The sequence below is a fragment of the Cupriavidus sp. CER-90 genome, from assembly GCF_057652055.1.
In genome coordinates, this window is the sequence record NZ_JBYGYM010000002.1 from 2,212,474 (window position 1) to 2,239,313 (window position 26,840).

Annotated in this window: 23 protein-coding genes; 3 read left to right on the forward strand and 20 right to left on the reverse strand. The window is 66.3% G+C overall.

Features of this window, described 5'->3' with window-relative positions; genetic code table 11:
• Positions 1 to 31: 31 nt before the first annotated feature.
• Positions 32 to 1,258 carry a polyhydroxyalkanoate depolymerase gene (locus AC24R4_RS20770; RefSeq protein ID WP_400397426.1) on the reverse strand — a complete coding sequence of 409 codons (1,227 nt, stop codon included), beginning with the start codon at positions 1,256 to 1,258 and terminating at the stop codon, positions 32 to 34.
• 284 nt (positions 1,259 to 1,542) lie between these two features.
• Here AC24R4_RS20770 and AC24R4_RS20775 point away from each other — a divergent pair, with 284 nt between their 5' ends.
• Positions 1,543 to 2,199 (forward strand): glutathione S-transferase family protein, encoded by a 657-nt coding sequence (locus tag AC24R4_RS20775; RefSeq protein ID WP_400393348.1) that lies wholly within the window; start codon positions 1,543 to 1,545, stop codon positions 2,197 to 2,199.
• Positions 2,200 to 2,228: 29 nt separating this feature from the next.
• On the opposite strand, the gene AC24R4_RS20780 is transcribed toward AC24R4_RS20775, so the two are convergent.
• The gene (locus AC24R4_RS20780) at positions 2,229 to 4,250 is read right to left on the reverse strand and encodes an acetoacetate--CoA ligase (protein ID WP_400393346.1); all 2,022 of its coding nucleotides are present in this window, start codon (positions 4,248 to 4,250) and stop codon (positions 2,229 to 2,231) included.
• A 101-nt stretch (positions 4,251 to 4,351) separates the two neighbouring features.
• Complete coding sequence (gene ubiD / locus AC24R4_RS20785; protein ID WP_400393344.1) at positions 4,352 to 5,869, reverse strand: 4-hydroxy-3-polyprenylbenzoate decarboxylase; 1,518 nt, start codon at positions 5,867 to 5,869, stop codon at positions 4,352 to 4,354.
• Positions 5,870 to 6,515: 646 nt separating this feature from the next.
• On the opposite strand from ubiD, the gene AC24R4_RS20790 reads away from it, so the two are divergent.
• Positions 6,516 to 7,598: a lytic transglycosylase domain-containing protein gene (locus AC24R4_RS20790; RefSeq protein WP_400393342.1), complete on the forward strand. Its 1,083-nt coding sequence runs from the start codon at positions 6,516 to 6,518 to the stop codon at positions 7,596 to 7,598.
• Positions 7,599 to 7,708: 110 nt separating this feature from the next.
• On the opposite strand, the gene AC24R4_RS20795 is transcribed toward AC24R4_RS20790, so the two are convergent.
• The 4 genes from AC24R4_RS20795 to ribBA all read right to left on the reverse strand — a co-directional run bounded on the left by AC24R4_RS20795 (position 7,709) and on the right by ribBA (position 11,245).
• Positions 7,709 to 8,890 carry a pyridoxal phosphate-dependent aminotransferase gene (locus tag AC24R4_RS20795; RefSeq protein ID WP_400393340.1) on the reverse strand — a complete coding sequence of 394 codons (1,182 nt, stop codon included), beginning with the start codon at positions 8,888 to 8,890 and terminating at the stop codon, positions 7,709 to 7,711.
• Between the two features lie 120 nt (positions 8,891 to 9,010).
• A complete protein-coding gene (nusB, locus tag AC24R4_RS20800) occupies positions 9,011 to 9,526 on the reverse strand; it encodes a transcription antitermination factor NusB (RefSeq protein WP_029051082.1) in 516 nt (171 codons plus the stop codon).
• On the reverse strand, positions 9,519 to 10,028 hold the full coding sequence (gene ribH, locus AC24R4_RS20805; protein ID WP_029051081.1) for a 6,7-dimethyl-8-ribityllumazine synthase: 510 nt from the start codon (positions 10,026 to 10,028) through the stop codon (positions 9,519 to 9,521). The genes nusB and ribH overlap by 8 nt, the downstream gene beginning before the upstream one ends.
• A gap of 101 nt (positions 10,029 to 10,129) precedes the next feature.
• Positions 10,130 to 11,245, reverse strand: a complete 1,116-nt coding sequence (gene ribBA / locus AC24R4_RS20810; protein ID WP_029051080.1) for a bifunctional 3,4-dihydroxy-2-butanone-4-phosphate synthase/GTP cyclohydrolase II — start codon at positions 11,243 to 11,245, stop codon at positions 10,130 to 10,132.
• Positions 11,246 to 11,532: 287 nt separating this feature from the next.
• On the opposite strand from ribBA, the gene AC24R4_RS20815 reads away from it, so the two are divergent.
• Positions 11,533 to 12,564: a CaiB/BaiF CoA transferase family protein gene (locus AC24R4_RS20815; protein WP_487523552.1), complete on the forward strand. Its 1,032-nt coding sequence runs from the start codon at positions 11,533 to 11,535 to the stop codon at positions 12,562 to 12,564.
• 121 nt (positions 12,565 to 12,685) lie between these two features.
• Here AC24R4_RS20815 and AC24R4_RS20820 read toward each other — a convergent pair whose 3' ends face one another.
• From AC24R4_RS20820 to pilV, 13 genes are all read right to left on the reverse strand, one after another.
• Positions 12,686 to 13,318: a riboflavin synthase gene (locus AC24R4_RS20820; protein WP_400396463.1), complete on the reverse strand. Its 633-nt coding sequence runs from the start codon at positions 13,316 to 13,318 to the stop codon at positions 12,686 to 12,688.
• A gap of 34 nt (positions 13,319 to 13,352) precedes the next feature.
• A complete protein-coding gene (gene ribD / locus AC24R4_RS20825) occupies positions 13,353 to 14,474 on the reverse strand; it encodes a bifunctional diaminohydroxyphosphoribosylaminopyrimidine deaminase/5-amino-6-(5-phosphoribosylamino)uracil reductase RibD (protein ID WP_400396466.1) in 1,122 nt (373 codons plus the stop codon).
• A 95-nt stretch (positions 14,475 to 14,569) separates the two neighbouring features.
• Positions 14,570 to 15,103 (reverse strand): GspH/FimT family protein, encoded by a 534-nt coding sequence (locus AC24R4_RS20830; RefSeq protein WP_487523553.1) that lies wholly within the window; start codon positions 15,101 to 15,103, stop codon positions 14,570 to 14,572.
• A 5-nt stretch (positions 15,104 to 15,108) separates the two neighbouring features.
• Positions 15,109 to 15,573, reverse strand: coding sequence for a type IV pilin protein (locus AC24R4_RS20835; RefSeq protein ID WP_487523554.1), 465 nt, complete (start codon positions 15,571 to 15,573; stop codon positions 15,109 to 15,111).
• Positions 15,570 to 17,399 (reverse strand): pilus assembly protein, encoded by a 1,830-nt coding sequence (locus AC24R4_RS20840; protein ID WP_487523555.1) that lies wholly within the window; start codon positions 17,397 to 17,399, stop codon positions 15,570 to 15,572. Before AC24R4_RS20840 ends, AC24R4_RS20835 begins: the two co-directional genes overlap by 4 nt.
• Entirely contained in the window at positions 17,396 to 17,956 is a 561-nt protein-coding gene (locus tag AC24R4_RS20845) for a pilus assembly PilX family protein (protein WP_487523556.1), read from the reverse strand. The genes AC24R4_RS20840 and AC24R4_RS20845 overlap by 4 nt, the downstream gene beginning before the upstream one ends.
• On the reverse strand, positions 17,950 to 18,924 hold the full coding sequence (locus AC24R4_RS20850; protein WP_487523557.1) for a PilW family protein: 975 nt from the start codon (positions 18,922 to 18,924) through the stop codon (positions 17,950 to 17,952). The genes AC24R4_RS20845 and AC24R4_RS20850 overlap by 7 nt, the downstream gene beginning before the upstream one ends.
• The gene (locus AC24R4_RS20855) at positions 18,921 to 19,346 is read right to left on the reverse strand and encodes a hypothetical protein (RefSeq protein WP_487523558.1); all 426 of its coding nucleotides are present in this window, start codon (positions 19,344 to 19,346) and stop codon (positions 18,921 to 18,923) included. Before AC24R4_RS20855 ends, AC24R4_RS20850 begins: the two co-directional genes overlap by 4 nt.
• 146 nt (positions 19,347 to 19,492) lie before the next feature.
• Positions 19,493 to 19,960 (reverse strand): type IV pilin protein, encoded by a 468-nt coding sequence (locus AC24R4_RS20860; protein ID WP_283780999.1) that lies wholly within the window; start codon positions 19,958 to 19,960, stop codon positions 19,493 to 19,495.
• A gap of 35 nt (positions 19,961 to 19,995) precedes the next feature.
• Entirely contained in the window at positions 19,996 to 24,804 is a 4,809-nt protein-coding gene (locus AC24R4_RS20865) for a pilus assembly protein (RefSeq protein WP_487523559.1), read from the reverse strand.
• 58 nt (positions 24,805 to 24,862) lie between these two features.
• The gene (locus AC24R4_RS20870; RefSeq protein ID WP_487523560.1) at positions 24,863 to 25,390 is read right to left on the reverse strand and encodes a pilus assembly PilX family protein; all 528 of its coding nucleotides are present in this window, start codon (positions 25,388 to 25,390) and stop codon (positions 24,863 to 24,865) included.
• A gap of 55 nt (positions 25,391 to 25,445) precedes the next feature.
• On the reverse strand, positions 25,446 to 26,288 hold the full coding sequence (locus AC24R4_RS20875; RefSeq protein WP_487523561.1) for a PilW family protein: 843 nt from the start codon (positions 26,286 to 26,288) through the stop codon (positions 25,446 to 25,448).
• Positions 26,285 to 26,839: a type IV pilus modification protein PilV gene (gene pilV / locus AC24R4_RS20880; RefSeq protein ID WP_487523562.1), complete on the reverse strand. Its 555-nt coding sequence runs from the start codon at positions 26,837 to 26,839 to the stop codon at positions 26,285 to 26,287. Before pilV ends, AC24R4_RS20875 begins: the two co-directional genes overlap by 4 nt.
• Position 26,840 lies beyond the last annotated feature (1 nt).

Sequence of the window (26,840 nt, forward strand, 5' to 3'; positions counted from 1 at the left end):
TCGGGCTTGTGCGGTGGCGCGCGCGGGCGCCTTACCGCCGCATCTCGTCGCTCGTGTAGATGGTTTCGCGCACCAGCGGATACACCTGCGCCTCCCAATGCTTGCCGTTGAATACGCCATAGTGGCCGACCCCGGTCTGAATGTGATGCATGCGCAGGTACGGGCGCAGGCTCGAACACAGGTCCTGTGCCGCCATGGTCTGCCCGATAGCGCAGATGTCGTCGCGCTCGCCTTCGATGGTCAGCAGCGCCGTGCGGCGGATGGCACGCGTCGACACCCGCCGCCCGCCCACGTCCAGCAGGCCCTGCGCCAGCAGGAACCGCTGGAATATCAGGCTGACCGTTTCCAGGTAAAACTCGGCCGTCAGGTCCATCGTGGCGAAGTACTCGGTGTAGAACGCCTGGATGGCATCGGCCTTGGCATGTTCGCCACGGGTGCGCAGTGCGTACAGGTCGCGCAGCGCCTGTTCGTGCCGCTCTCGGTTCATGCTCATGAAGGCAATCAGCTGCACGAAGCCCGGGTACACGCGCCGCATGGCGCCTGCAAACCGCCACGGCACATAGCCGATCAGCGTGTTTTCGAACCACTCGATGGGGCGGCTGGTGGCCAGTTCGTTGACGCGGGTGGGATTCACGCGGGCGTCGATCGGGCCGGCCATCAGCGTCAGGCTGGGGGGCTGCATCGGGTCGCCGTCCTCGGCCATCAGTGCGGCGGCCGCCAGCGCGGCCACGGTCGGCTGGCACACGGCTACCACGTGGGTGTTGCCGCCCAGTGCGTGCAGGAAGGTGACCAGGTGTTGCACGAATTCGTCGAAGCCGAAGCGGCCGCGTGACAGCGGGACGTCTCGCGGGTTGTGCCAGTCGGTAATGTAGACGTCATGGTCTCGGAGCATCGTTTCCGCGGTGCCGCGCAACAGCGTGGCAAAGTGGCCGGACATCGGCGCCACCAGCAGTACGCGCGGCTGCGGCGGTACGCCTTCGCGGCGAAAGCGCAGCAGCGTGCAGAACGGCGTGCGCGTGACCACTTCCTCGATCACCGGCACGTCCTGGCCATGAATGCGCACGCTGTCGATGCCGAAGGGCGGGCGGTAGTGGGTCAGTCGGGCCAGCGCCAACACTTCGCAGGCGCCGCGCAGGGTGCGCAGCGGCTCGGATTGGTCGCCATGGCGCCATGCGCTCAGCAGCGTGGCCGTGATGTCGGCGAGCGAGCATGCTGGCTGCATCAAGTCTGCGTATGTCTGGTAGGCCTGGTAAAGCATCGCTCGATCTCCCCACTTCCGATCCTTGACACCGCAATTTATGTGCCATCGTGGTTCATGTTGGCACGCAGGTTGCGAATCGGAATCGGTTCGGTGCGCCGGATCACACGCGGTGCACCGAGTGGCGCAGACACCGCGCGCCGATCGCGCGCAACGCGGCGGGCGCTTCGGACTGGTGCCGGTCGTGCCCGCCGGCCGCACCGCCCGGGTGCGTACTGGCGGAACGCGTCCGGGGCACCGATACTGCAAGCGGACGTCACGCCCCGGGGGGCGGAGGAGGCAAGATGGCCAAGACAACGCTGACGATCAGCAGCAAGACCTATTCATCGTGGTCGCTCCGGGGCTGGCTGCTGGCGCGCTTTGCCGGGCTGGAGTTCGAGGAGGTGCTGGTGCCGCCCGACGATCCCGCCGTGCGCGCCGAAATCCTGCTGCTCTCGCCGTCGATCCTGGTGCCGTGCCTGCGGCATCAGGGCGTGACGGTATGGGACACGATGGCGATTGCCGAATACCTCAACGAAATCAAGCCGAAAGCCAGGCTGCTGCCCGAGGAACTGGCCGCGCGCGCCCACTGCCGCGCCATCTGCGGCGAAATGCACTCGGGGTTTGCCGCCATGCGCGCGGCGTTGCCGATGAACCTCAAGGGCCATTTCCCCGGCCTGAAGGTCTGGTCACGGGCGCAGGCCGACATCGATCGCATCACCGCAATCTGGACCGAATGCCTGGAGCGCTACGGCGGCCCATTCCTGTTCGGCAAGCATCGCACCGTGGCCGATGCGATGTATGCGCCCGTGGTCACGCGCTTTGTCACCTATGGCGTGAAGCTCGACGCGCCGCTGGTGGAATTCTGCAAGACCATCCTCGCCATGCCCGAAATGCAGGAATGGATTGGCGCGGCGCGCGAGGAACCCGACGAAATCAGCGAACTCGACGTGGAGTTCTGACGCCGGGCGCCCCTGGCTGGCATCACCGTTCAGGCCACGCGCGGCTGGCGCGCCAGGTAGTCGGCGGCGTAGGCGAAGTACCACGCCAGGCAGTCCGGATTCGCCATCGCGTCGGGATTGGCGATCCGGTCCGGCGCGTGGCCCAGCAGCAGCTTCTTGATCGGGACTTCCATCTTCTTGCCCGACAGCGTGCGCGGCACGCCGGGCACCTGCACGATCTCGTTCGGCACGTGGCGCGACGACAGCGCCGCGCGGATGCGCGCGCGCATGGTGTCGCGCAGGGTATCGTCCAGCGCCATGCCGTCGCGCAGCATCACGAACAGCGGCATGTACGATTCGCGGCCCAGGTATTCGAGGTCGACCACCATGCTGTCGAGCACTTCTGGCAGTTCCTCCACCACGCGGTACAGCTCGCTGGTGCCCATGCGGATGCCGTGGCGATTGATCGTGGCGTCCGAGCGCCCGTAGATGATGGCCCCGCCGCGCGGCGTGATGCGGATCCAGTCACCATGGCGCCACGCATTCGGGTACACGTCGAAATAGCTGTCGCGATAGCGGCTGCCATCGGCATCGCCCCACAGGAACAGCGGCATCGACGGCATCGGCTCGGTGCAGACCAGCTCGCCCACTTCGTCGATCACGGCATGGCCGTGCTCGTCGAACGCTTCCACCTTGGCGCCCAGGCAGCGGCATTGCATCTCGCCGGCGTAGACCGGCAGCACCGGGCAGCCGCCCACGAACGACCCGGCAAAGTCGGTGCCACCCGACATCGGCGCCAGCCAGACGTCTTCGCGGACCTGGGCGTAGATCCATGCGTAGGCATCTTCGGACAACGGCGAGCCGGTCGAACCGATGCCACGTAGCCGCGAGACATCGGCAATCCGCGCGGGCTCGACGCCCGCCTTCATGCAGCTGGTGAAGAACGCGGCGCCGGCGCCGAACATCGTCACGCGGGCGTCGTCGACGAAACGCCAGAGCACGCCGGCGTCGGGCCAGGCGGGGTTGCCGTCGTACAGGGCGATGGTCGTGCCCAGCAGCAGCCCGGCTACCTGTGCATTCCACATGATCCAGCCGCTGCTGCTGTACCAGTGGAAGACGTCGTCGGCGCCGAGGTTGTTGTGGAACGCCATGAGCTTGAGCTGCTCGGCCACGATGCCGCCATGGCCATGCACGATGGGCTTGGGCATGCCCGTGGTGCCGGACGAGTAGACGATCCACAGCGGATGGTCGAACGGCACGGGCTCCACCTGGAGCGGCACGCCGTGCGCCAGCACATCGGCCCAGGCGTGGTGGCGCAGGCTCGCGCCGCGGCCGGCGACGGCGCCGTCGATGTCGACCTGGCTGCCCAGCGTGGGCACGATCACGATATTGGTCAGCGAGGGCAGGGCGGCCACCAGATCGGCGATGACGGGCGCGCGGTCGTACGCCTTGCCGCCATAGCGGTAGCCGTCCACCGCGATCAGCACCTTGGGCTCGATCTGCCGGAAGCGGTCGATCACCGCCACCTGGCCCATGTCGGGCGCGCAGCCGGACCAGATGGCGCCCACGCTGGCGGTGGCCAGGAAGGCCACGATCGTTGCCGGGATGTTCGGCAGATAGCCCGCCACGCGGTCGCCGCGCGTCACGCCCATCTCACGCAGCGCGTGCGCCAGCGAGGCCACCTGGGCTTCCAGGGTATCCCAGCTGATATCGGCAAGCGGCTGCGCCTCGCCGGCATGGCGGATGGCGGTGCGTGCGCGGGCGGGGCCCGTGCCGGCATGGCGGAAGACCTGCTGCACGTAGTTGAGCGTGGCGCCCGGGAACCAGCGCGCCCCGGGCATGGTGCGCTGGGCCAGCACGGCACTGGCCGGTGTGTCGAAGCGCACGTCGAAATAATCGACGATGGCTTGCCAGAACGCTTCGATGTCGGAGACCGACCACTGCCACAGGCTGGCGTAGTCGCGGAAATCCAGCGCGCGCTCGCGGCGCAGCCAGTGCATGAAGGCGGCCAGCTGGCTGCCGTGGGCGAACGCCTGCGTGGGCGTCCACATCCGTTTCCCTGCAAGGGTCATGTGTCTCCTCCGCGGCCCGTCTGACGCGGGCCCTTTGCGTGATGGGCGGTCCGCAAATGATAGCGGACCGCCGTGCCGCGGGTGCGCGGCTGGCTGAACGGCTACTTCGGGGACGCGAACAGGGTGCCCCAGATCTCGTCGACACGCGTCTTCACGGCCGGGTCCATCCTGATCGGGGTGCCCCATTCGCGGGTGGTTTCGCCGGGCCACTTGTCGGTGGCATCGATGCCCATCTTGGAGCCCAGGCCCGACACGGGCGACGCAAAGTCGAGATAGTCGATGGGGGTGTTGTCGACCATCACCGTGTCGCGGCTCGGGTCCACGCGCGTGGTGATGGCCCAGATCACTTCCTTCCAGTCGCGCGCGTCGATGTCGTCGTCCACCACGATGATGAATTTGGTGTACATGAACTGGCGCAGGAAGCTCCACACGCCGAACATCACGCGCTTGGCGTGGCCGGCGTACTGCTTCTTCATGCGCACCACCGCCATGCGGTAGCTGCAGCCTTCGGGCGGCAGGTAGAAGTCGGTGATCTCCGGAAACTGCTTTTGCAGCAGCGGCACGAACACTTCGTTCAGGGCCACACCCAGCACGGCCGGCTCGTCGGGCGGCTTGCCGGTGTAGGTGGAGTGGTAGATCGGGTCGCGCCGCATGGTGATGCGGTCGATCGTGAAGACCGGGAACCAGTCCTGCTCGTTGTAATAGCCGGTATGGTCGCCGTACGGACCCTCAAGCGCGTGCTGGTAGCCGGACGGGTGGTTCGGATCGGGCTGGATATGGCCTTCGAGCACGAATTCGGCCGACGCCGGCACCGACAGTTCGGACAGCGTCGGCGTGATGCAGCTGGCCAGCGCGGTGCGGCTGCCGCGCAGCAGGCCGGCAAACTGGTACTCGGACAGCGTATCGGGTACCGGCGTGACCGCGCCCAGGATCGTGGCCGGGTCGGCGCCCAGTGCCACGGCGATCGGGAACGGCTTGCCCGGGTTGGCCAGCGCGTGCTCGCGGAAATCAAGGGCACCACCACGATGCGCCAGCCAGCGCATGATCACCTGATTCCGGCTGATGACCTGCTGGCGGTAGATGCCCAGGTTCTGGCGCTTCTTGTGCGGACCCTTGGTCACCACCAGGCCCCAGGTAATCAGCGGCGCGGCGTCGCCGGGCCAGCAGGTCTGGATCGGCAGGCGCGCCAGATCGACATCGTTGCCTTCCCAGACGATCTCCTGGCAGGCGGGGCTGCTGACGCGCTTGGGTGCCATGTCCCATACCGACTTGGCCAGCGTGAACAGCTTGCCGGCCTCGCGCAGCCCGCGTGGCGGCTCGGGCTCCTTGAGCGCCGACAGCACACGGCCAATATCGCGCAAATCTTCCAGGTTCGACGCACCCATGCCCAGGGCGACTCTTTGTGGCGTCCCGAACAGATTTGCCAGGACCGGTACTTTATAGATATCTCCGTCGTCCCGGCGCGGCTGCTCGAATACGACTGCCGGGCCTTCCGCGCGCAGGAGGCGGTCGCAGATCTCGGTCATTTCGAGGTTCGGCGATACCGGCGCGCTCACGCGCCTGAGGTCTCCGCGCTGCTCCAGCTGACCGATGAAATCGCGCAAATCTTTGTATTGCATAGTGAATTTGGTTCAGGGATGTGGCATCGCGCCATGCCGGGGCACGCTGCTTCGATGTGTGTGACGATACACACGCCACCTCAAAGGCGCAAAAAAATCGTGCCTCCGGACGCCGCAAAATTGTAAGTAACTGATGACTTTAGTCATTTGTTCGGACAATTGCGAGGCTAGGCGTGGCTTGCGATTCAGGGGCAGTGGTTAGCCCACGAGTGCCGTAAAAGGCGTTGTTACATATTGCTGAAAGTAGGAATATTTTGTTTTCTTATTCTTGACGGGTTATAAAAGCGTTCCTACAATCCGGTCTGCTCTCAGGAGTGTTGCGTTGCAACATAGCTTGCGCCCGGGTTGTCAAGTGGGTGTGGCGAAAAAAGCAACGCCGACATTTCCGAATCGACTGTCCATCAAGCGGCCCCAGGGAGGAGCCCGGTGCGCAGTCCTCTGGCGGGATGCCGGAGTTGATGAGTGATCTTAGTGGCAGGGTGCGGCTCCCCAAGCTGTGCCCTGTTTCTCGTTGGGCGCATGGGGAGCGCCCGCCAACAGATGCTGGACACCCCTGCTAGGTGGCGCAGCATCCTTACTTGAATACGTTGAGATCGGGCACGCGCAGTTGTCGGGCGCGCGCAGCGGGCGACGGATGGAGGTAAGCATGAGCGGTTGGAAAACCCTTCATCTTCCCGGCATCGGGCGGGCATTGCAGGTCCGCCTCAGACAGCCGGTACCCGGTGTGAGCCGCGCACTGCAAGTGCGACTGGCCCATCCGGTGGCAGGTCGCGCGTTGCTGCGCGGCGGCCGCACAACCTTGAAGTACACCCTGAACAGTCTCGGGGTGCTGTCGGTGGCCGCAGCGGTCACCCTCACCGTCAGCCAGCAATGGCGGACGTCGCTTGCCGGGGCACTGGCGGGCAATGAAGCGCCCGCCGTGCTGGTGGACGCCGCCGTGGCCAACGCCGAAGCGGCCAACACGGTACACGCCGTGGCCAGCGCGTCGGTGCCGGCGATATCGGCCGACGCGGCCGCAGCACGGCTGCTGGCTACCGCGACGTCCAAGGCCAAGGGCCTGCCGACCGTGTCGGGCGTCGACGAATGGAGCCAGACCCCCGCGGGCAAGGTTCCGTCGGTGGCGCACCTGGCTGCCCAGATTCCGGTGCAGCGCGTGGCGCTGGAGGCGCGCAACACGAGCGCGCTGGGATCGGCGCGCGAGCAGGCCGCCGTGGCGGAGTACATCGCACGCAAGTACCGCGTCGCGAGCCAGGCTACCGCCCAGCTGGTCAAGGCTGCCTACATGACCGGCCGCGAGGTCGGAATCGATCCGCTGCTGATCCTGGGCGTGATCGCCATCGAGTCCAGCTTCAATCCGTACGCCGAAAGCGGCGTCGGGGCGCAGGGCCTGATGCAGGTGATGACCAAGGTCCACCAGGACAAGTACGAAGCCGTGGGCGGCGTGACTGCCGCCCTGAATCCGTACGCCAACATCAAGATCGGTGCGCTGGTGCTGAAGGACTGCATCGCCCGCGCCGGTTCGATCGAGGGCGGCCTGAAGTACTACGTGGGCGCCACGACCAACACGGACGGCGGCTATGGCGCCAAGGTGCTGGCCGAGCGTGGACGGCTGCGTGCCCTGCTGGGCCTGCCGGCCGCGGACAAGGCTGGCGACGCCAAGACGCAGGCCGAGCATCACCAGAACGGCGAAAAGCTGGAAGCCTCCGGCAATACCGCGCAGGCGGCCTGACCTTCGGGACGGGTTCGACCGGCAAGAAGAAAGGCACCCCTCGGGGTGCCTTTTCGTTTTCGTTTTCCGCTTCGGGCTGCCGTGCCGCCGCCCGGGTCGGCCCGTGGGGCCTAGCGCAGGAAGTGATGCATACGATCCATGGCCTCTTCGATATTGGCCATCGACGTTGCATACGAGATGCGGATGTAGTCGTTTGCCGTGTGCGGGCCGAAATCCGTGCCGGGCACCATGACCACGCCGGCATCGTGCAGGATCGCCTGGGTCAGCTTGTCGGCGTTGCCGGCGGCCGGGTGGTTCACGTGGCGGCAGTCGGCATACACATAGAACGCGCCGTCGGGCTTGACCGGTACGCGCAGCCCCAACGCTTCCAGCGCGGGCAGGATCGCGTCGCGGCGGCGATGGAACTCGGCCTTGCGCTCGTCGTAGATCGCCAGTGCCTCCGGCGAGAAGCAGGCTACGGCCGCATGCTGGGCCACGGCCGACGCGCAGATGAACAGGTTCTGCGCCACCTTTTCGAACGCCGGCACCAGCGCATCGGGCACCACCAGCCAGCCCAGCCGCCAGCCGGTCATGTTGAAGTACTTCGAGAAGCTGTTGACGGTGATCACGTTGTCGTCGAGCGCCAGCGCCGAGACGGGCGGGGCATCGTATGACAGCCCCTGGTAGATCTCGTCGAGGATGGCAAAGCCCCGGCGCTCGCGTACTTCGGCCAGGATCGCCTTGAGTTCGTCCGGCAGGATCGACGTGCCGGTCGGGTTCGATGGCGACGCCAGCAGCACGCCGCGCGTCTTTTCGCCCCAGTGGGCCGCCACCTGGGCGGCCGTCAGCTGGAATCGCTCCGCCGGGCCGCTCGGGATCATTTTCGCCTGCCCGTCGAACGCCGCCACGAAATGGCGGTTGCACGGGTAGCTCGGGTCCGGCATCAGCACTTCGGCACCGATTTCCACCAGCACCGCGCAGGCCAGCAGCAGCGCGCCGGAGGCACCGGCCGTGACGATCACGCGCCGCTCGGGAATGTCCAGCCCATAGGCGGTCTTGTAGTAACCGGCAATGGCTTCGCGCAGGGCGTGGATGCCCAGGGCGCCGGTGTACTGCGTCACGCCGCGTCGCATCGCGGCTTCGGCCGCGTGGATGACCGGCGCCGCGGCGGTGAAATCGGGCTCGCCAATACCCATGTGGATGATGTGCCGGCCGGCACGTTCGAGTTCGGCGGCCTGCTTGGCCAGTTCCATCACATGGAAGGCCTCGATGTTGGCTAGTCGGGAAGCGGTGGCGATACGCTGGTAGTCCATGGCGATGGGGACAAAAGCACGGGTGGAAACAAAAACACCCGCCGGAGCGGGTGTCATGCCGGTGACTGGCATCATGGGATGCCGGACGCCGGATTGCAACATCCAGTCAGTGGATGCGGGTCAGCGGCGCGCGGCGACCTCGGGTGCGCGCACCTGGGCGGCCAGCTTGTCGAGCACGCCGTTCACGTACTTGTAGCCTTCCACGCCGCCGAAGGTCTTGGTCAGTTCCACGGCTTCGTTAATGACGACCTTGTACGGAATGTCCAGGCAATGCACCAGCTCGTAGCTGCCCACCAGCAGCGCGGCGCGCTCCACGGGCGACAGTTCGTCGACGGTACGGTCCAGGAACGGCTCGAACGCGGCGGTCAGGCGCGCTTCCTCGCGCACGGCACCGCCCAGCAGCGCGTCGAAATGTTCGCGATCGGCCTTGTTGAAGCCTTGCGCGTCGTGCAGGTGGGCCTGAATTGCACCGATATCGTTGCGATTCAGCAGCCACTGATACAGGCCTTGCAGGGCCAGTTCCCGGGACCGCCGGCGCGCGCTCTTGGGCGGGGCCTTGGGTTCGGTGCGCGCCTTGGCGCCGGCCGGCTTGCCGGCGGCGTCTTGCGCGTCGCCGTTGTCGGGGGCATTACTCATCATCTTCCTCGTCATCTTCATCGCGGCCGTCGTTCTCGCGCAGGGAATCCAGCGCGACGACCAGGTTGGCCATTTCCACTGCGGTGCGGGCGCAGTCACGGCCCTTTTCGCGGGTGCGGGCATGGGCCTGCGCATCGGTGTCGACCGTCAGGATGCCGTTGGCGATGGGCACGTTGAAGTCCAGGCCCACGCGCGTGATGCCGGCACCCGATTCGTTCGAGACCAGCTCGAAATGGTAGGTCTCACCGCGCACCACGGCGCCCAGCGCGATCAGTGCGTCGAACTGGCCGCTTTCGGCCATTTTCTGCAGGGCCAGCGGCACTTCCAGTGCGCCGGGCACGGTCACGAGCAGCGTGTCTTCGCCCTCGACGCCGAGCTTTTCCAGTTCTGCCGTGCAGGCTTCGCGCAGCTCGTCGCATACGGGTTCGTTGAAACGGGCTTGCACAATACCGATGCGCAGGCCTTCACCGTCCAGGTTGCTCTCGTAGAAGCCGTGATCCATTGTCAGTTCTCCATTCATTCGGTCAGGCACCGGCAGGAATGCCGGCGCCGTGTGATTCCGTACCGCAGGCGGGTGCCTGGTTCAATCCCGTTCCCATCGCATCAATCGCAGTTCGGCTCGCCGTCCATGGGCTGGCAGCCGACGATTTCCAGATCGTAGCCGGTCATGCTCGGCATCTTGCGCGGCGATCCCAGCACGCGCATCTTGCCCACGCCGATATCGCGCAGGATCTGGGCGCCCACGCCGTAGGTGCGCAGGTCGGGCTTGCGGCGGGGGCGGTCCTGCGGGGCGTCCAGCGCGGCAAACTGTTCGAAAATCTGCTCCGGCGCGTCGCCGCAGTTCAGCAGCACCATCACGCCCTGTTCGGCGCCGTGCAGCACTTCCAGGGCGGCCGGCAGGCTCCACGAGTGCGTGGTGCGGCCGGCTTCCAGCAGGTCCAGCACCGACAGTGGTTCATGCACGCGCACCAGCGTGGCGGTATCCGGACGCGGCTGGCCCTTGACCAGCGCCAAATGGGCGCGGCCCGACGGCTTGTCGCGGTACATCACGCTGTGGAACTTGCCCCACGGCGTCTGCATGTCGCGCTCGCCCGTGCGTTCGATGATGCTCTCGGTGCGGCTGCGGTAGTGGATCAGGTCGGCGATCGTGCCGATCTTCAGGTCGTGCTCGCGTGCGAATTCGATCAGGTCGGGCAGGCGGGCCATCGTGCCGTCGTCCTTCATGATCTCGCAGATCACCGCCGCCGGGGTCAGGCCGGCCAGCGCGCCCAGGTCGCAGCCGGCTTCGGTGTGGCCGGCGCGGATCAGCACGCCGCCGGGCTGGGCCGTCAGCGGGAAGATATGGCCCGGCTGCACCAGGTCGGAAGCCTTGGCGTCGCGGGCCACGGCGGCCTGCACGGTGCGCGAGCGGTCGGCGGCCGAGATGCCCGTGGTTACGCCCTCGGCGGCCTCGATCGACACCGTGAAGTTGGTGCCATGCACGGTGCCGTTGCGCGACACCATCGGATACAGCTCCAGCTGGCGGCAGCGTTCGGCCGTCAGCGTCAGGCAGATCAGGCCCCGGCCATACTTGGCCATGAAATTGATGGCTTCGGGCGTCACGAAGTCGGCCGCCAGCACCAGATCGCCCTCGTTCTCGCGATCTTCCTCGTCGACGAGGATGACCATGCGGCCGGCGCGGATGTCGGCAATGATGTCTTCAGTACGGGCGATAGTCATGGCTTGGAACGGCGTTCAATGAGGGCGGGCGCGGGATGCGAGCAATCGGACAGGCAATCAGGCGGGCAGGGCCGGCGCGGATGTCGCGAGACCGGCGAAATCAAGGCCGCTATTGTACGCCATGCCGTTCGACGATGCCCCGGGTTCGGGCGCGGACCGGGCGGCCGCCGACCGGGCCCGGGTTCGCCCGGGTTGCGGGAATGTGAATGCGGCGGCATATCGGAACGGTTGCGTTGCCATACGCCGCTGCCACCGGGACAGCCGGCCAGACCACGGAGAGATATCAGATGCATCCACCTCTGCAGGGCATCCGTATTGTCGAGTTCGAGGGCCTCGGTCCCGGGCCGCTGGCCGGCCGGATGCTGGCCGACATGGGCGCCGAGGTCACGGTCATTGCCAGGCGCCAGCGTACGGCCGTGGCCGACCGGCTGGGCGGCAGCAAGCCCAGCCCGCTGCGGCGCGGCAAGACGATCGTGCCGCTGGACCTCAAGCAGCCGGCCGACCTGGCCGAGGCCCTGCGCCTGGTGGCCACGGCCGATGGGCTGATCGAAGGGAACCGGCCCGGCGTCATGGAGCGGCTGGGGCTGGGCCCGGCCGACTGCGCCGCCCGCAATCCCGCGCTGGTCTATGGGCGGATGACCGGCTGGGGCCAGACCGGGCCGCTGGCGCAGACCGCGGGCCATGACCTGAACTATGTGGCGCTCACCGGCATGCTGTCGCTGTCCGCCCGGGCCGGACAGGCGCCGATCACCCCGCCCACGGTGCTGGGCGATGCCGGCGGTGCACTGGGCCTGGCCTTCGGCATGGTCTGCGCCATGCTCGATGCGCGCGCCACGGGGCAGGGCCGCGTGGTGGATGGTGCCATCGTCGACATGGTTGGCATGCTCGGCAGCATCGCGCTCTGGGTCCGGAACAACGGCCAGCTGGACGGAGACGTGCCAAGCCCGTTCCACCAGTCGCCGTTTTACGACGTCTATGCCTGCGCCGATGGCGGTTTCATCACGATTGGCGCGCTGGAGCCGCAGTTCTATGCGCTGCTGCTGACGAAGCTGGGGCTAGACGACGTCGATCCCGCCAGCCAGTATGACCGCACCGCGTGGCCGTCCCTGAAAGCGCGCTTCACGGCGCTGTTCCTGAGCCAGCCGCGTGCCCACTGGGACAGCCTGCTGGGGGGGACGGACGTGTGCTATGCGCCGGTGCTCAGCATCGCCGAGGCCGCCCGCCATCCGCACAACGTGGCGCGGGGCCTGTTCGTCGAGCGGGAAGATGGCACGCTCGATACCGCTGGCGCACCCAGGTTTATGGCGCCCGACGCCTGACGCTGCGTTTGTCGATCGGACTTTCGATCAACACCAGGAAAACTCCGTCGAGGAGGGGACTTATGCAGTGAGCCGGGAGCGGCCCGTCATGCCGTGCTGGCGGCGACGCGCGCCGGTCAGGTCAGAGCGCCGGCCTGGCCACGCCGTCGGACGCCGACAGCATCCGTTCCACGTACCGCGCGATCAGGTCGATCTCCAGGTTCACGCGCTTGCCCGCAGCCAGCTCGTTGAGCGTGGTCACTTCCACGGTATGCGGAATCAGGTTGATCGAGAACACGCAGCCGTCGGCTTCGTCGCTGACGGTGTTGACGGTCAGCGATACGCCATTCACCACCACCGACCCCTTGTAAGCCAGGTAGCGGCCCAGCTCGCGCGGGGCACGGATGCGCAGTTCGTGCGACTCGCCCACCGGGGCGAAACGGACCACTTCGCCCAGCCCATCGACATGACCGGACACCAGATGGCCACCCAGGCGGTCGGCCAGGCGCAGTGCCTTTTCGAGATTGACGCGGCCCGGCTGGTCCAGCCCGACGGTCTTGTCGAGCGATTCGCGCGAGACATCCACGTCGAAGTGGCCCGCTTCCAGCGTCACCACGGTCATGCAGGCGCCCTGGATGGCGATACTGTCACCGATGCCCACATCGGAGAGGTCCAGGCCGCCGGCGGCCACGCGCAGGCGCACGCCCGCATCGGCATCGCCCAGCGGCGAAACGGTTTCGATGCGGCCCACGGCCGCCACAATGCCAGTAAACATGCTTGCCTCTGTCTGAATACGATGAATACGGTTGTCAGTCCTTGCTGTCGGCGCGGCGGGCGATCAGGCGCAGGTCGTCGCCGATCTGCCGCACCTCGTGCCAGCGGAATTGCGCGGCGTCTTCCAGTCGGGTCAATGGCGGCAGGTTGAACATGCCCTGCGCGTCCCCCAGCAGCCGGGGCGCCATGTAGACCAGCAGTTCGTCGGCACAGCCTTCGCGGATCAGCGATCCGTTGAGCTTGTAGCCGGCTTCCACATGCAGTTCGTTGATGCCGCGCTGGCCCAGCGCCTCGAGCATGCGGCGCAGTTCCACCTTGCCGTGCCGGTTGGGCAGCACCACGACTTCGACGCCCCGGTCTTCCAGCGCGCGCTGGCGGGCCCTGTCCTCGACGGCGCAGAACACCAGAACCGGTTTGGCGAAATCGCCCGTGTCGCGATGCAGGATCTGCGCGTCGAGCGGCACTTCGAGCCGCGAGTCGACCAGTACGCGTTGTGGCTGGCGCGGCGTGTCCACGGCCCGCACGGTCAGCGCGGGGTTGTCGTCCCGCACGGTGCCGATACCGGTCAGGATGGCGCAGGCGCGGGCGCGCCAGGCATGGCCGTCGTCACGCGCGGCCAGGCTCGTGATCCATTGGCTGGTGCCGTCGTGCAAGGCCGTGCCGCCATCGAGCGAGGCCGCCACCTTGACGCGCACCCACGGCAGCCCGCGCGTCATGCGCGAGACAAAGCCGATATTGAGGTCGCGTGCTTCCTTTTCGAGCAGCCCGCAGCGCACGTCGATGCCCGCATCGCGCAGCCGCTGCAGGCCGCGGCCCGACACGCTCGGGTTCGGGTCTTCCATGGCGGCCACCACGCGGGCGATGCGCGCGCGTACCAGCGCGTCGGCACACGGCGGCGTGCGGCCAAAGTGGCTGCACGGTTCCAGCGTGACATAGGCGGTGGCACCCGCCGGGTCATGACCGCGCGCAATCGCGTCCTTCATGGCCTGGATTTCGGCATGATCCTGGCCGGCCGGCTGCGTATAGCCCTGTCCGATGACCTGTCCGTCCTTCATCAGGACACAACCGACGCGAGGATTTGGCGTGGTGGTGTACATGCCCCGTGCGGCGAGTGCCAGGGCCTGCGCCATGGCGGTGTGGTCGGAATCGGAAAACATGGTGTGGCGAGTCGGGCCTGAAGTGGTATGTCCGGTCAATCGAAAATCTGGGAAATCAGGGTCGTCGGACCGGTGCCCTGGCGCCCGCGGCATGGTCAGTCGCAATCGGCATCGGCGCCGGGCCGGCAGATCCGGATGCGTCCCTGGGCGCCAAGCCGTACTTGGCGTTGCGCCTGGTGGCAACGCACCAGAAATGTGGCGGCCAGAAAGCCGCCACGCTCCGACCGTGAGTATCCCACAGGTGTCAAGCGCAGGCTTTGGGTGGCTGCGGTGCCGGCCGTGGCGCGCAGCGTGATGCGCAGGCAGCGCTCATGCAATGCCACCACCGAGAACGGCGGGGTTTGCTCGCCAGCGGTGTCTCCCAGGGCCGTCAACTGCCAGCCGCGATCGAGCGTGTCTGCGCCGTGGATTGGCGCCAGCCGCACGTCGGCCCGCCGTGCCGACGCCGTGGTGCGTGCAAGCGCCAGCGACGCCGCCAGGCGGTCTGCGGCGTGGCTGGCGCTCTGTTCGGCGACAAGCGTGCCGATGGTGGGCCATGCGGCCACCGCAAGCACAGCCGATACGGCCAGCGATACCAGCAGTTCGGTCAGCGTCACGCCACGCTGCTGCCACCGCTTTCGCCTCGGCATGATGTTCAGCACTCCGGGGGCAACCGCTTTGCGCCACCGTCTGGCGTGGGCAGAAAGAGCCACTCCCCGCTGCTGCGCAGCACCAGGGTGCCGCAAAGCGGGTCGGGCCGTGCCGGGACGGCGCGCACTTCCACGCAGCGTGACAGCGAGATGCCGTCGCAGCTGGTGGCGGTAAGCCAGTGACGGGTCCGCGCCGGCGGCGGTGGGACGGCTTTTGGCCAGTTGCCGGCGGGTGTCGCGTCATCGGTTGCGCTGGCGAACGTCAGGTTCACCAATGCATGGCGCTGCAGCGCGAGCATGGCCGAGACCAGTTCCGCACGTGCCTGCATGCGCCAGCCGCGCTCGGCCTGACGCTGCCAGGCCGGCACGGCCAGCATCGTCAGTATGGTGACGATGACCACCACGACCAGCAGTTCAGCCAGGCTGAAGCCGGCGGTCGGGGGCGCGCGATCGGGTCGATTTGGCATCATTGCGGCGACCTCACCAGTTCCCGCCAGCCCAGGCGTCCTCGCCGCCTGTGCCAGCGTGCCTGCTGCAACAGCGCCGCCGTGTCGCCGTCCACCTGCCAGAGATCGAGTCCGAATGTGTCCCGCGTGGCGGTAGCAGGGGTGGTCGGCTGGCCGGTGGCGAGTGTCGACGTGATTCCGATGGGTGCCGGCATGCCGCCGGCCCATGGCAGGCCGGTCACCGCGTGGACCGGCTTGCCGTCGCCGTCCAGAGTGGTTACCGACTCGCCGCGGGCGGCATCGACAAGATAGCTGCGCCGCGTTCCCGCCTCGTCCACGGTGGTAAATCCAATGTGGACCGGGCTGGCGCTGTAGAGCGTGTCCACGCGTTCGCCGGGGCGGGGCAGGGTCAGCGTCCAGCCGTTTGCCGAAGCGGCGTCGGGTTGTGCCGACCGAAGGACGACGCCATCGCCCTTTGCCATTGCCGCGATGCTGGCCGGAGCCTGCGAGCCGCCGGGGGCATCTGGTATCGCGGATACCTCGTTGCCGGTGCCGTAGACGATGAGCGGCGTTGTGCCCGTCTGCACGACCACCGGGGCGTCGGTGTTGTCACCGGCGATGCCTCGTTGCCGATGCATGCAGGTGGCCGATGGCGCCGGGGCACCTGTGGACAAGTGGCCAAGGTCGAAGCGCCAGAGCCTGCCGGCCGCATCGGTGGCATACGCCGCGTGCGCCATGCCGCTGGCCGTGCTGCGGATGGCCACGGCCAGCAAGGGGATCGATGCGGTGGTCGCCGCGCAGCCCGCATCGGGCAAGGGGATGCGTGGGACGTCTGCGGATGCCGACCAGTTCTGCGCGGGCCGGTCGAGCGGCAGCAGCGCCAGCGCCGCGCGCGCATGCGTGCCGGCGTCGGGGGAAACGATGGCCGCCGCCGCCCAGCGCCGCTCGCCGCGCGCCATCCACATGGCCGCGCCGATGGGGCCGCTGCCCGACAGACGCAGCATGTCATTGGCTTGCACTTCCCACAGCAGGTGGATCCGCGTTGGCGCGTCGGGCGCCGAGACATCGAGCACGAATACCGCGCCGGGTTGGACAAACGACGACGTCTGGCGCGCCGGCATTCCGCACAGCAGCAGCGTGCGCCATATGCCCGATGGGTCGGCGTCGATGCTGGCTGGGCGCGGACATGGCGCCGAGGGCACCGTCCCGGCGGGTTGGGTCAGCAGGGCGGCGCCTGCGAGGGCCGCGCGCGGCAGGTAGCCGACCCGTTCCTGCCCGGTTACGGCGTCGAAGCCATGCAGCAGGCCGTCACGGGTGCCCAGCCAGACCATGGTCGGCCGCCTGGCATGGCGTTGACGGAAATCCGTGTGGCCCGGCTGCATCGGCAACCAGGCCGGCGGCGCCACGACATGCACGCGCGCGCCCGCAGCACTGCCCAGGCGGGTATCGCGCCGCCGCAGGGCAGCGTTCCGCAGGTCGCCTTGCAGCCATGCCAGCCTTGCCTGGCCCGCGCCCTCGGGTGTGACGCCGTCGAGTACGGATTTGGCATCGTCATCGATGGCCGGCCAGCGCAACGGAACGATCTGGCTGCCGCCCAGGTAAAGCCGCCGCGCGAGCAATGCCTGGCGATCGAGCTGATCGCCGGCTTCCCAGGGCATCTGTACGGGGGAGGCAGAAAGTGCCGCCGTCCGGAACGCCAGGGCATGCAGCCGGCCTGTCCAGGGATAGCTGCCGCTGGCGGCGCGATATCCCAGCGGAAGCTGACCGGGCGTTGCGAAGCTTGCGGGGATCGAGCATGCCGCCAGGACCAGGGCGAGAAGCCGTCGAACGACATGATAGGCGATGGTCATGGCTGAAACTCCGTCTGCAGCAGCACGCGGACTTCCGCGTCCCGTCCCATCCCCAGCGCAACGATGCGCATGCGTGGCCACATGCCGGCCGCCGGCGGGTCGTCGCGGATCTCTATCAGGTAGCGGGGCAATGTCGTGGCGCCGATCACGGCTGCCGGCAGTACCGGCAGTTGCGCGCCCGTGAACGTGCCCAGTGCCACACCGATGCTGGCGGCCGCACCGCTCACGTCGCCGTCCAGCCATGCCTGCCACACGCGGTGATCCCCGTCGGCCATGCAGATCCCACGCTGCGCGCCATCCGCGCAGGTGCCCGGCGCGGGCCAGCTGGCCAGACGTGCGCTGCCCGAGGCGATGGCGGCGATCAGGTCGGCTTCGGCATCATGCAATGCCGCTTCGGCGGCGCGGAAGGCGATCTCGCGGTCGAGCGGCTGGCTTGCCAGTTGCCGGCCTGCCAGCAGAAGGTGTGTGGCGGCGGCGCAGATGCCACCCATCAGCAGCATCAGCGTGGCGACGAACGCGAGTAGCGCGGCACCTGTTGGCCTGCGGCGGCTCAGCATATGATCCCCTGGCACGGTGACGGGTTGCGAAGGCGAACCGTGGTGGCAAACACCCGGCGCCTCAGGCGCGGATGTCTGGCCGGCATGAAGACCTGGTCGTCGGCGTGGCTGGCGCCGTCGCCCGGAAACAGCGTGAGCCGTTGCGTGGTGCCCGGCGCGAGCGTGGGACGCTCGCCGCGTACGACCAGGGCGACCTGCACTGCGTGCACGCGATGCCAGCCGGCGGCGCCCTGTGCCGGCAATTCACGCGCCGGCACGAATCGGTCGATCCGTCCGTCGCCGTCGAAGTCCATGCCGTAGCGCAGTTGCAACATCTCCACCCCACGCACCAGCGTGCCGGCCGTGTGGGCGCCCGCCAGCAGGCGGCTGCCCTGGCGCGTCGGATAGCGACACAGCAGCTGTGGCACGCCGTCACCGCCCATGCCAACGTAAAACAGGTTGGTCGATGCGTGATGGGGCAGCGCCGCCCCGCTGGCCTGGACGATGGCGCGGGCCGGCAGTGCGTAGCCGCCGCAGTCGCTCATGGTGCCGTCAGGCAAGGTGGGGTCGGCGGCCAGGCCGCTGCCGGATACGCGCACAAGCAGCGCATCGCTGCCGTTCACACCGCCCCGCGCGCACTGCATCGGGGCCTGCTTCCGCGATGGTGTCTGCGTTTGCGTGTGGAGCGATGGCTGCGCGCAGTCGTCGCGTCCTTCGATGGGCGGAACCGGCGCCGGATGCGCCGGCGCGAGCGCGACATGCGCGGGAATCCATCCCGCCTGCCGAATCGAGTGGGCCAGGATGAACAGCGCGCGCTGCCCCCGTTCCTCGATCAACACGCCGTCAACCACGGTGGCGTACGCGGTGCGCATGACCTGGAAGGTGGCCAGCGCGGCAAAGGTGGCGATCAGGCCCAGGGAAATGCCTACCATCAGGCTGGCGAGCGTGAAGCCTCGTGCGTTCCCATGCGTCAGGCGGCGGCACGTCATGGCCGCACCCACAGGGCAATGTGCGTCACGGACCTTGCCCGGTCATGCGGGCGCGTCAGCGCATCAGGCGGCAAGGTGGCCAGTGCGATGCGGTCGCCGTGCAGGCAGCCAGCCCCGGCGGAGGTGGCCCCGCACAGCGCGGCACGGCGCGTATCGCCGCTGACCAGCCGCCAACCTTCGTCGCGCGCTTCGGCCTGTTCGGCCGCCAGCCGCAGCGTGGCGCCGAGCCGCTCGTGGTGGCCACCCCATCGCAACCAGGCACTGCCCAGCGTGGCCAGCGGTACCGCGCCCAGGCCAACGATGGCCAGGCAGACCAGTGATTCGACAAGAACGTCGCCCCGGGCCCGATGGCGCGAAACGCCAAGGGCCGCAGGGGGGCGGTGGATCAGTCGAAACGGAAAACAGGAAGCCGAGGAAGGCATGGCGCATCGGTTCGTCGGGAACGGATGGCCACGATAGCGGCAGGAAGGGGGTTAAAACGTGTCCGGATGTGACGGAGTTGCGTCAATGTGTGTCCGAGCGGCTCTCCGAAACCTCCGACGCCGCCCCGCGCCTTGCTGCCAGTCCGCTACCAGCAGGTGCCGGCTGCGCCCGTGCCCGTCGACGTCTTGACGTTCAGGTTGTCGACCGTGAAGTTGCCGCACACGGGGTCCTGGCGATTGGCCACTGGCGTGGCGGTCAGTTGGAAACCGGTGGCGATGGAGCCGCCGGATGGCGCGATGGTGATGATGTAGTTGGTGGATTCGCAGGTGTCGCCAGACGGCGTCTTGGCGTCATCGCACTTCGTCAGTTTGAGCGCCGACGGATCGACGGTGTAGGTGTTGTTGACCGTGAAGTACCGTTCCAGCGCCCCCTGCACGCGGGCCAGGCCAGCCTTGGCCTCGGCGCGCCGCGACTTGGTCACGAACTGCTGGTATTGCGGGATGGCGACCGCCGCCAGAATGCCGACGATCATCACCGTGATCATCAGCTCTATCAGCGTGAAGCCCCGGGCGCCGGCGTGGCGCCCGCCCCTGGTCTTCTCAAATTTCATCATCGCAGTTCTCCTGTCATCCTCATCCTGCCCAGGCATCAACGCTGGATCTGCCGCCATGACACGCGGCCGGTCGGATAGCCGGTGTTGATGGTGTTCCTGCTGATACCGCCGCCGGTGCTGCCGTTTGATCCGCTCCCGCTGGTGTACGAATTGTTGCCGATGACCGTGGAATTGGTCAGGATGCCGTTGTTCGACTTCTTGCCGTTCACAACCTGTCCAGCCGTGTTACCGCCGCCGCCCACGGCATCCGATCCGTCGAACTTGCCATCGCCATTGGCGTCGAACATCGCGACCGTTTGACCGCCGGTCAGGCCGTCGATGAGCATTTCCCAGCCGGTGCCGCCGTATTCGCACAAATCGCTGGAGGGTACGAGCGTGGAGAACAGCAATCGCGTGCCGGTAATCTGCGGATCATAGACCACGCGCTCGCCTTGCGGGTCCGCGCCGGGCGAAACGAGGTTCAGATACCACCCCATGGCGCCGCCGCTGTAGTTCACCGGGTTCTTGCTCAGCACCCTGTACCAGTCTCCGCCCTTGTACTGGGCTTCCATCGTGATGGACTGCTGCACCAGCTGGGAACGCGTGATCGTGAGCTGCCCACTGCTGTTTTTGTCCCAGATGCCGTAGACCGACTGCGTGCCCATGTTTGCGGGGTCACCAACATCCACGTACCGGCCCGTGCCGAACATCATGATGTAGCCGCCCCAGCGATTACGCACCCCACCAAACGACGTTGTGATCGGCTGGGCATTGCCGCCGGCGTCGGTGGCTTTGAACAGCAGTTGCCGGGTGTCCTGGTAGGCCGCCGCGGTCTTGCCGCTGACATCGAACTTCCAGACGTTGCCGAGCAGGTCGCCTGCGTAGATGGCGTCGGCCACGTAGTCGCCATCGGTATCGGTCACGTACACCTGCATGATGCCGTTGGACTTCTTCTGGGCGTCGGTGGCGTCGTTGACCGTCAGCTTGAGGTAGTCCGTGCCGAGGCGCCAAGTCTTGCTGCCGGCCGGGCGGTCCAGGAAAATTACGAAAATCGAGCCGCGTGCCGCAGTACTGTTCAGGCCGTTGCCGAAGACCGCAGCCCATTTGCCGTTGCCCAGCCGCACGATCTTCGGTCGGCCATAGGTGTAGCCGAGGTCTGCGTCATCGGCGCTGGTAAATTCCCAGAGTGCGGTGGACGCCGCGGTGGACTCGTTGATCGCCGTCGGGTTGGTCACATCAAGAGCATAGATGCCCTTCCCGCCGCCGCCCAGCCCGCCAACCAGCACGGTTTTCCATGCGCTGTTGACGTAGGCATCGGTGATTGTCGGAGTGCTGTCTACGTAGTAGCTGTGCGCATACTTGGGAGCCGTCAGGTCGGCCAGCTTGCCGTATAGCGCCGACGGCACGTATGCGAACAGCTCCTTGCCGCCGTCGCTAGCGGGGTCGTCGCTCATGTCGGCCGAGAATGCGTGCAGCATGCCGTCATTGGCGCCGACATAGATCATCGGCTTGCGCTTGCTCTGCGCGGCGACGAAAGCTACATAGGTGGCATCGCCATACCCGGCGGCGGGCGTTCCCACGTACTGCGGACTGGAATTGACGATATCGCCCAACGCGGTAGAGCGGGCGCGGAACATCGTCTGTTCATTGCTCTGATCGCCGCGTAGCCAGAGCAGCCGCTTGGTGCCCAGCTTGTCGGTGCCGTTCAGCGCGGTCTGGTATGCCGTGGGCAAGCTATCCCAACGGAACGGAATGCCGGCGCTGTTGGTGTCGGCGGTGTTGTAGGTCAGAATTGCACGGCTGTCCTGGTTGACGCCCTTGAGCTTGGCGCCCGCATCCCACTTTTCCTGGGAGGCGATGTTGCCGTTCTTGTCCAGGCGATAGGCCAACACCTGACCCGACCAGTCGGAGCCATTGAAGCGGGCCTGGAAAATGCTGGAATCGGTTTTCAGCGATGTGGTACTTGCCGCCACCGCTGCCGCCGATGAGGTCTTCAGAATCGACAGGAAGGCGTTTTCCAGTGCTGCGGCCAGCGCGACGGGGTTGGTCGCGTAGAAGTAATTGTCGGGCACGCCGTCCGAACCTTTACTGCCGTTCGACAGGGTCACGTCCCATTCGGACGTCTGGTCGGGGGTGCCGCTACCGTTCTGATCGTTGAAACCGCCCCACTTGGCGGCGTACAGCAATGGGTCCTGGAATTGCGAGCCGGCCTTGCCGTTGGCCGTGTAGACGACGCTAGTCTCCGGATCGCCAAAATTACACTTGTTGCAACCGCCAGTCGTATTGATCGGCGCGCTGGAGGGGGTCACCTTGATATTGGTGGGATCGCTGTACTGGAAGTCGTAGATCCCGGAGTGGAAGTGCGGGCCATCCTGCGAGGTGCCGGAGATCGAGTAGCCGAAGCCCTGGCCGTTAGCCGACGAGCCCGACACCACGCGTGTGGACACCGTGATGGTGTCGCCGCTGACGTTGTAGCTTAGGATGCCCCAGACGTCCTGGTCATAGTCGCCGCCGGCAATCGAATCTTCCCAGTTCACGTAGAACTTGCCGCTGGTGGCGGTCTGCGAGATGACCTTGAAGTCCACCAGCGTACCGGTGCTGGCTGCGGCCGTCACGCCGTTGGGCGACTGAGGATGCAGTTGGTATGACGGCATGATCGTCACGGTCTTGCCGTTCACGTTGACGCTAATTTTGGGCGTGTTCGTGGCGAGCTGCACCGCGTAGGTGTTCATCTTGAGCGACGTGGTGTCCTGCACTGGTACGCCTAGCGTGGCCGCGTCGGCGTCCGAACGCAGGCGGTTCTGTTTGGCAAACAATGCCGCGCCTGCGATCTGGAACGTACCTTTTTGCGACGGGCCTTCCGGGCAGATGCCCAGTACGTCGCTGAGATTGCCGACCGATTTGGCCGAGCACAGGTTGTCGATCGTCTTGCCGCTGATACCGCCCGCAAACCAGGAGCCGCCGGCTATGTTCTCGCCAACTCCTACCTTGTTCGTATAGGTGCTGATATCGGGCGCGCCGTTCAGGGCGCTCATGCCGCTGAGCTGATCGTCATCGTACGATGACACGCTTGAATTGAAAACCAGCGCGTTCAGCGGCGTGCAGTACGGTGCGCGGCTCGCATTCGTCTTCGGCAGATCCATCGGGTTGGCCCAGGCTGGCTGTGTCAGACCCAGTGTGGCGTCCTTACCATTGCTGGCCGGCTGGAATGCGCTGGTTGCCGTCTTGCCACCGAAGTAGCGTAGTGTTTCGACGAAAATCTCCGAGATTGGATTGCCCCATGTGGAACAGTTGCCTTCCGAGGCCGGCTTGTTCTGGGCATTGGTGCCCCCGCTCGGCTGGATACCAGTCTGCTGGTAGTTGCACTGGTCCGCGCTCAGATAGGTGCCGTCGCTGTAGCTGTAGCCGTATGGGCGTAGCTTGTCGATGTTCCAGACGATGCCTTTCACCGGATTAGTAGCGGCCGAGTAGGTAAATACGCCGGTGTCGGGATTGAATTCCGACGCGAAGTTGGTCACGTTGCGCCGCAGGACGCCCCCAGAAATATTCTTGTCATAGCTGCCGGTCATCAGGCCGAACAGCATTTGGCCGGGGCCGCCGTACTTCTGCAAAAGCCCGATCGGCTTGTTGTTATTCGGGTCACACTTCTCCGATCCAATCAGGCCGTTGACGCACACCTGCACGCGCGCGTTGTAGACGCCGACGTCCTGGCCCATGCCCAGCCCCCGTGCCGATTGCAGAGGATTTTCGGCCGACGAGTTGATGCCCGAGAGCGCGGCGCGGTTGCCGTTCGACGAACCCGACACCGTGGTGCCATTGATCTTGGGCAGGAAAGACCCTTGCGTATTGTGGGCTTCGGTATACCAATTGCACTGCCATTTCTCGGAGGCGCCCCACGTGGCGTAGTTGCCTGCTACCACGCGGATCTGCGGCGCCTGCTGATTGGTCTGCGAGTTAAGGTTGCTGGAGTCCTTCGGCGTGACGTTGCACAAGGTCAGGCCGCCGCGCGTCAGATTGGTGACCTTCCACGACGAGAACTGTGTGCTGGTGTTGCCCGGGTTCGACACGCCATCGGCATAGAACGCCATGTTGACCGAGCCGGAGTTGACCTGCATCACCCAGCCTGTCATCGAACTGCCAGCCGTGGCGCCAGAGGTCGGCTCGAACCGCAGTTGGTCGCCGATCTGCACCTTGCTCACGTCATTGAGCGCGATATTCGATGCCGCGGCTGCGGCCAGCGCCATTTTGGTGTTCGACGTTAGCGTGCCGATGGCCGAGGCTACTTCCACGGACACCGGCACAAGTTTCGCGACGTCGGCGCCGTTGTAGAACTTGGCCCAGGCGTGCGCGTCCATCGGCAGGAAAGCACGTTCCAGCACCGTGGTGGTCGTGGTATCCGTCGAGCGCATGCCACCGTAGAGGATCTTGCGAACCTCGTCGATGCGGCTCATGGTGGCCCAGTTCAGGAAGTTGCCGCTCCAGGTCGATCCATCGCAGTACTTCGTGTCCTTGTCCACAAGGGCCTTTGGTACGAACCCCTTGATCGTCGTCTTGTCGTACGTGTAACACTTTGCCGAATCGAAGTAGCCGGCGTACTCGATGCTGTTGGTGTACGTCGTATCGAGCTTGCCGTCGCCGTCCAGATCCGTATAGTCGTTGTACGCCTTCTGGTGCAGCGTGTGATCCTTGGTCAGGTCGATCATGACCATCGGCGGCACATTGCCACCGGCGAAGAGCGGCCGCTGGGCCAGGGTGAGCTGGGGGCCGGCAGCCGAGGCCGTGGCGATGGCAAGCATGCTCGACATCGCCAGCAGGGCAGCCTGCACGCGGCTCACGAAGCGTCGGGAAGAGAGGGGATAGGTCATGGTGCGCCTGACAGTAAGGGTTTGCGCAAGACAGTGCCGAGTCGTCAAAGGGTCGTCGTCAGAAGCGGACGACTTCCTGCACCATCACCTTGGTGCCAGGGTTCACGCCGTAGCCAATCGCCGTGATGCGGTACACATACTTGTTGGCGCCGAACTCGATGTCGTTTGGCTCCTTGAGCGGCTCGATCAGGTAGCGCGGCTGCTTCGATACGCCGTTGGCGCCGGCGGTATCCACCGTGGCCATCTTCTGGGTGGCCGTCAGGCCAGTCATCTCGCCCAGTTCCACCGATCGCTTGGGGTCCTCGATGTAGAGTTCCCAGACCTGCTGGCCGGACGTGGCGTACTGGCAGTAGCCCTTGTATCCCTCGATGTCGCAGGTCGGCGACGAGCCCGTCAGGCCGTTCAGCTTGCGGTACGTGGTGATGTCCGTGCGTGCATCGCGCAGTGCGGATTCCGCCGCCTGGAGGGCCACGCTCTCGTCCCGGGTGTTACGGGCCAGGCGCTCGGAGTTCAGGCTCATGGTGCTGGCGGCCAGCCCGGCAAGTGTCAGGATGACCAGGAGCAGCAGGACCAGGATCAGCGACATGCCACGCTGCCCGGTGCGGCGGGACGTTGGGTGAATGCGGTGTTTCATGGCCGGCCTATGTCAGTCGGTTGCGAAGGGCGATGTAGAACGTGAAATGCCTGTGAAGACGGCCGTCGGCGGCCAGTTGCATCACGCTGCCGGCATCCCCGTTGGGCGCCAGGTCACCGGGTGCGTACGTGGTGCCGAAATGGTTGATTTTCGTCTTGACCATGTCGGGGTTGGTGGTGCTGTTGCCGCGCAGTACGACGGACACGCGCACGGCCAGCACGTTGTCCATGTTTGCGGCCGCTCCAGGTCGCACAAAGCGGTTCACCACCATGTCGTTGTCGGTGTCCTCGCCCAGCAGGATCTGGAGCGCCTCCACATTGCGGAAGAGAGGCGTGGGGGTGCCATTTACATCGCACTGCAGCCATGGAACACCGTCCGCGTCCTTGACGATCGAATAGATCTCGGTGGTCTGCACGTTGCCGTTCACGTCGTTGCCGCTGCAATCGACCGAGCTGCCGTCAGCCTTCGGGAATGTCGGGCTGCCCGGTGCGGCGAACGGATCTCCGCCGGCCATCGATGAGCCGTAGTAGCGCAGCGTCAGCGTGTCGCTGGTGTTCGCGCCACCGTCGTTCGTGGCTTCGAGCGTGGGGGACACGAAGTCGTTATTCGTGTACAGGAAATCGGAGTAGCCGATCTGGCGCGCCTGGCGCTGCAGCAGCTGGGCAATGGCGCGGGCGTTCTCCTGGATCTCGCCCACATCGCCCTGCGTGCTGTTGGTGCGGCGCTGCGAGATATAGAGCGAGCTGGCTGCGAGGATCAGCAGCATGCTGATCACCATGCCGACCATCAACTCGACCAGCGTAAAGCCGCTGGCCGCGCGGCGGCGGAACTGACGGTTTGGCGTAGTCATGGGATGAGCGCGGTCGAGAAATGCTGTGGGGTGCCGCCGTTGTCTTCGCTCCAGAAGATCTTGATGACATACGGCGCATTGGCGTCCTTGTCGCAGCCGTTCTTGTCTTCGGCTGATCCGGAGCCGTCGTTGGGCGTGCTGTCGGTGCATACGATGCCGTCGCCACCGGGCATGCTTTCCCGGACGTCCGCGAGCCATGTGGCATAGGCCGTGATCGCCATCTCGTCCGGCGTGCAGCCTGCCGCGGTATAGCACTTGGCCACCGCTTCGGATGACTTGGGGACGTTGAACGTGCCGTTCGTCACGGCGGTGCTGTTGCTGCGAATCTGGTCCGCCAGGTTGTAGGCCATCAGCGCGGCATAGTTGCGCATCGCGGCGGTGCGCGAGTCCACCAGCGTCTGCAATTGCAGGTTGGCCAGCGCCAGCATGCCGATCGACAGGACGATCAGCGTGACCAGCGCCTCGATCAACGAAAAGCCGCGCGCCGGGTTCCGCGCACGCGACAGCCGGCATCGATCCGCCATCGGGATCGGGGAGGAGTAGGGCGTCATG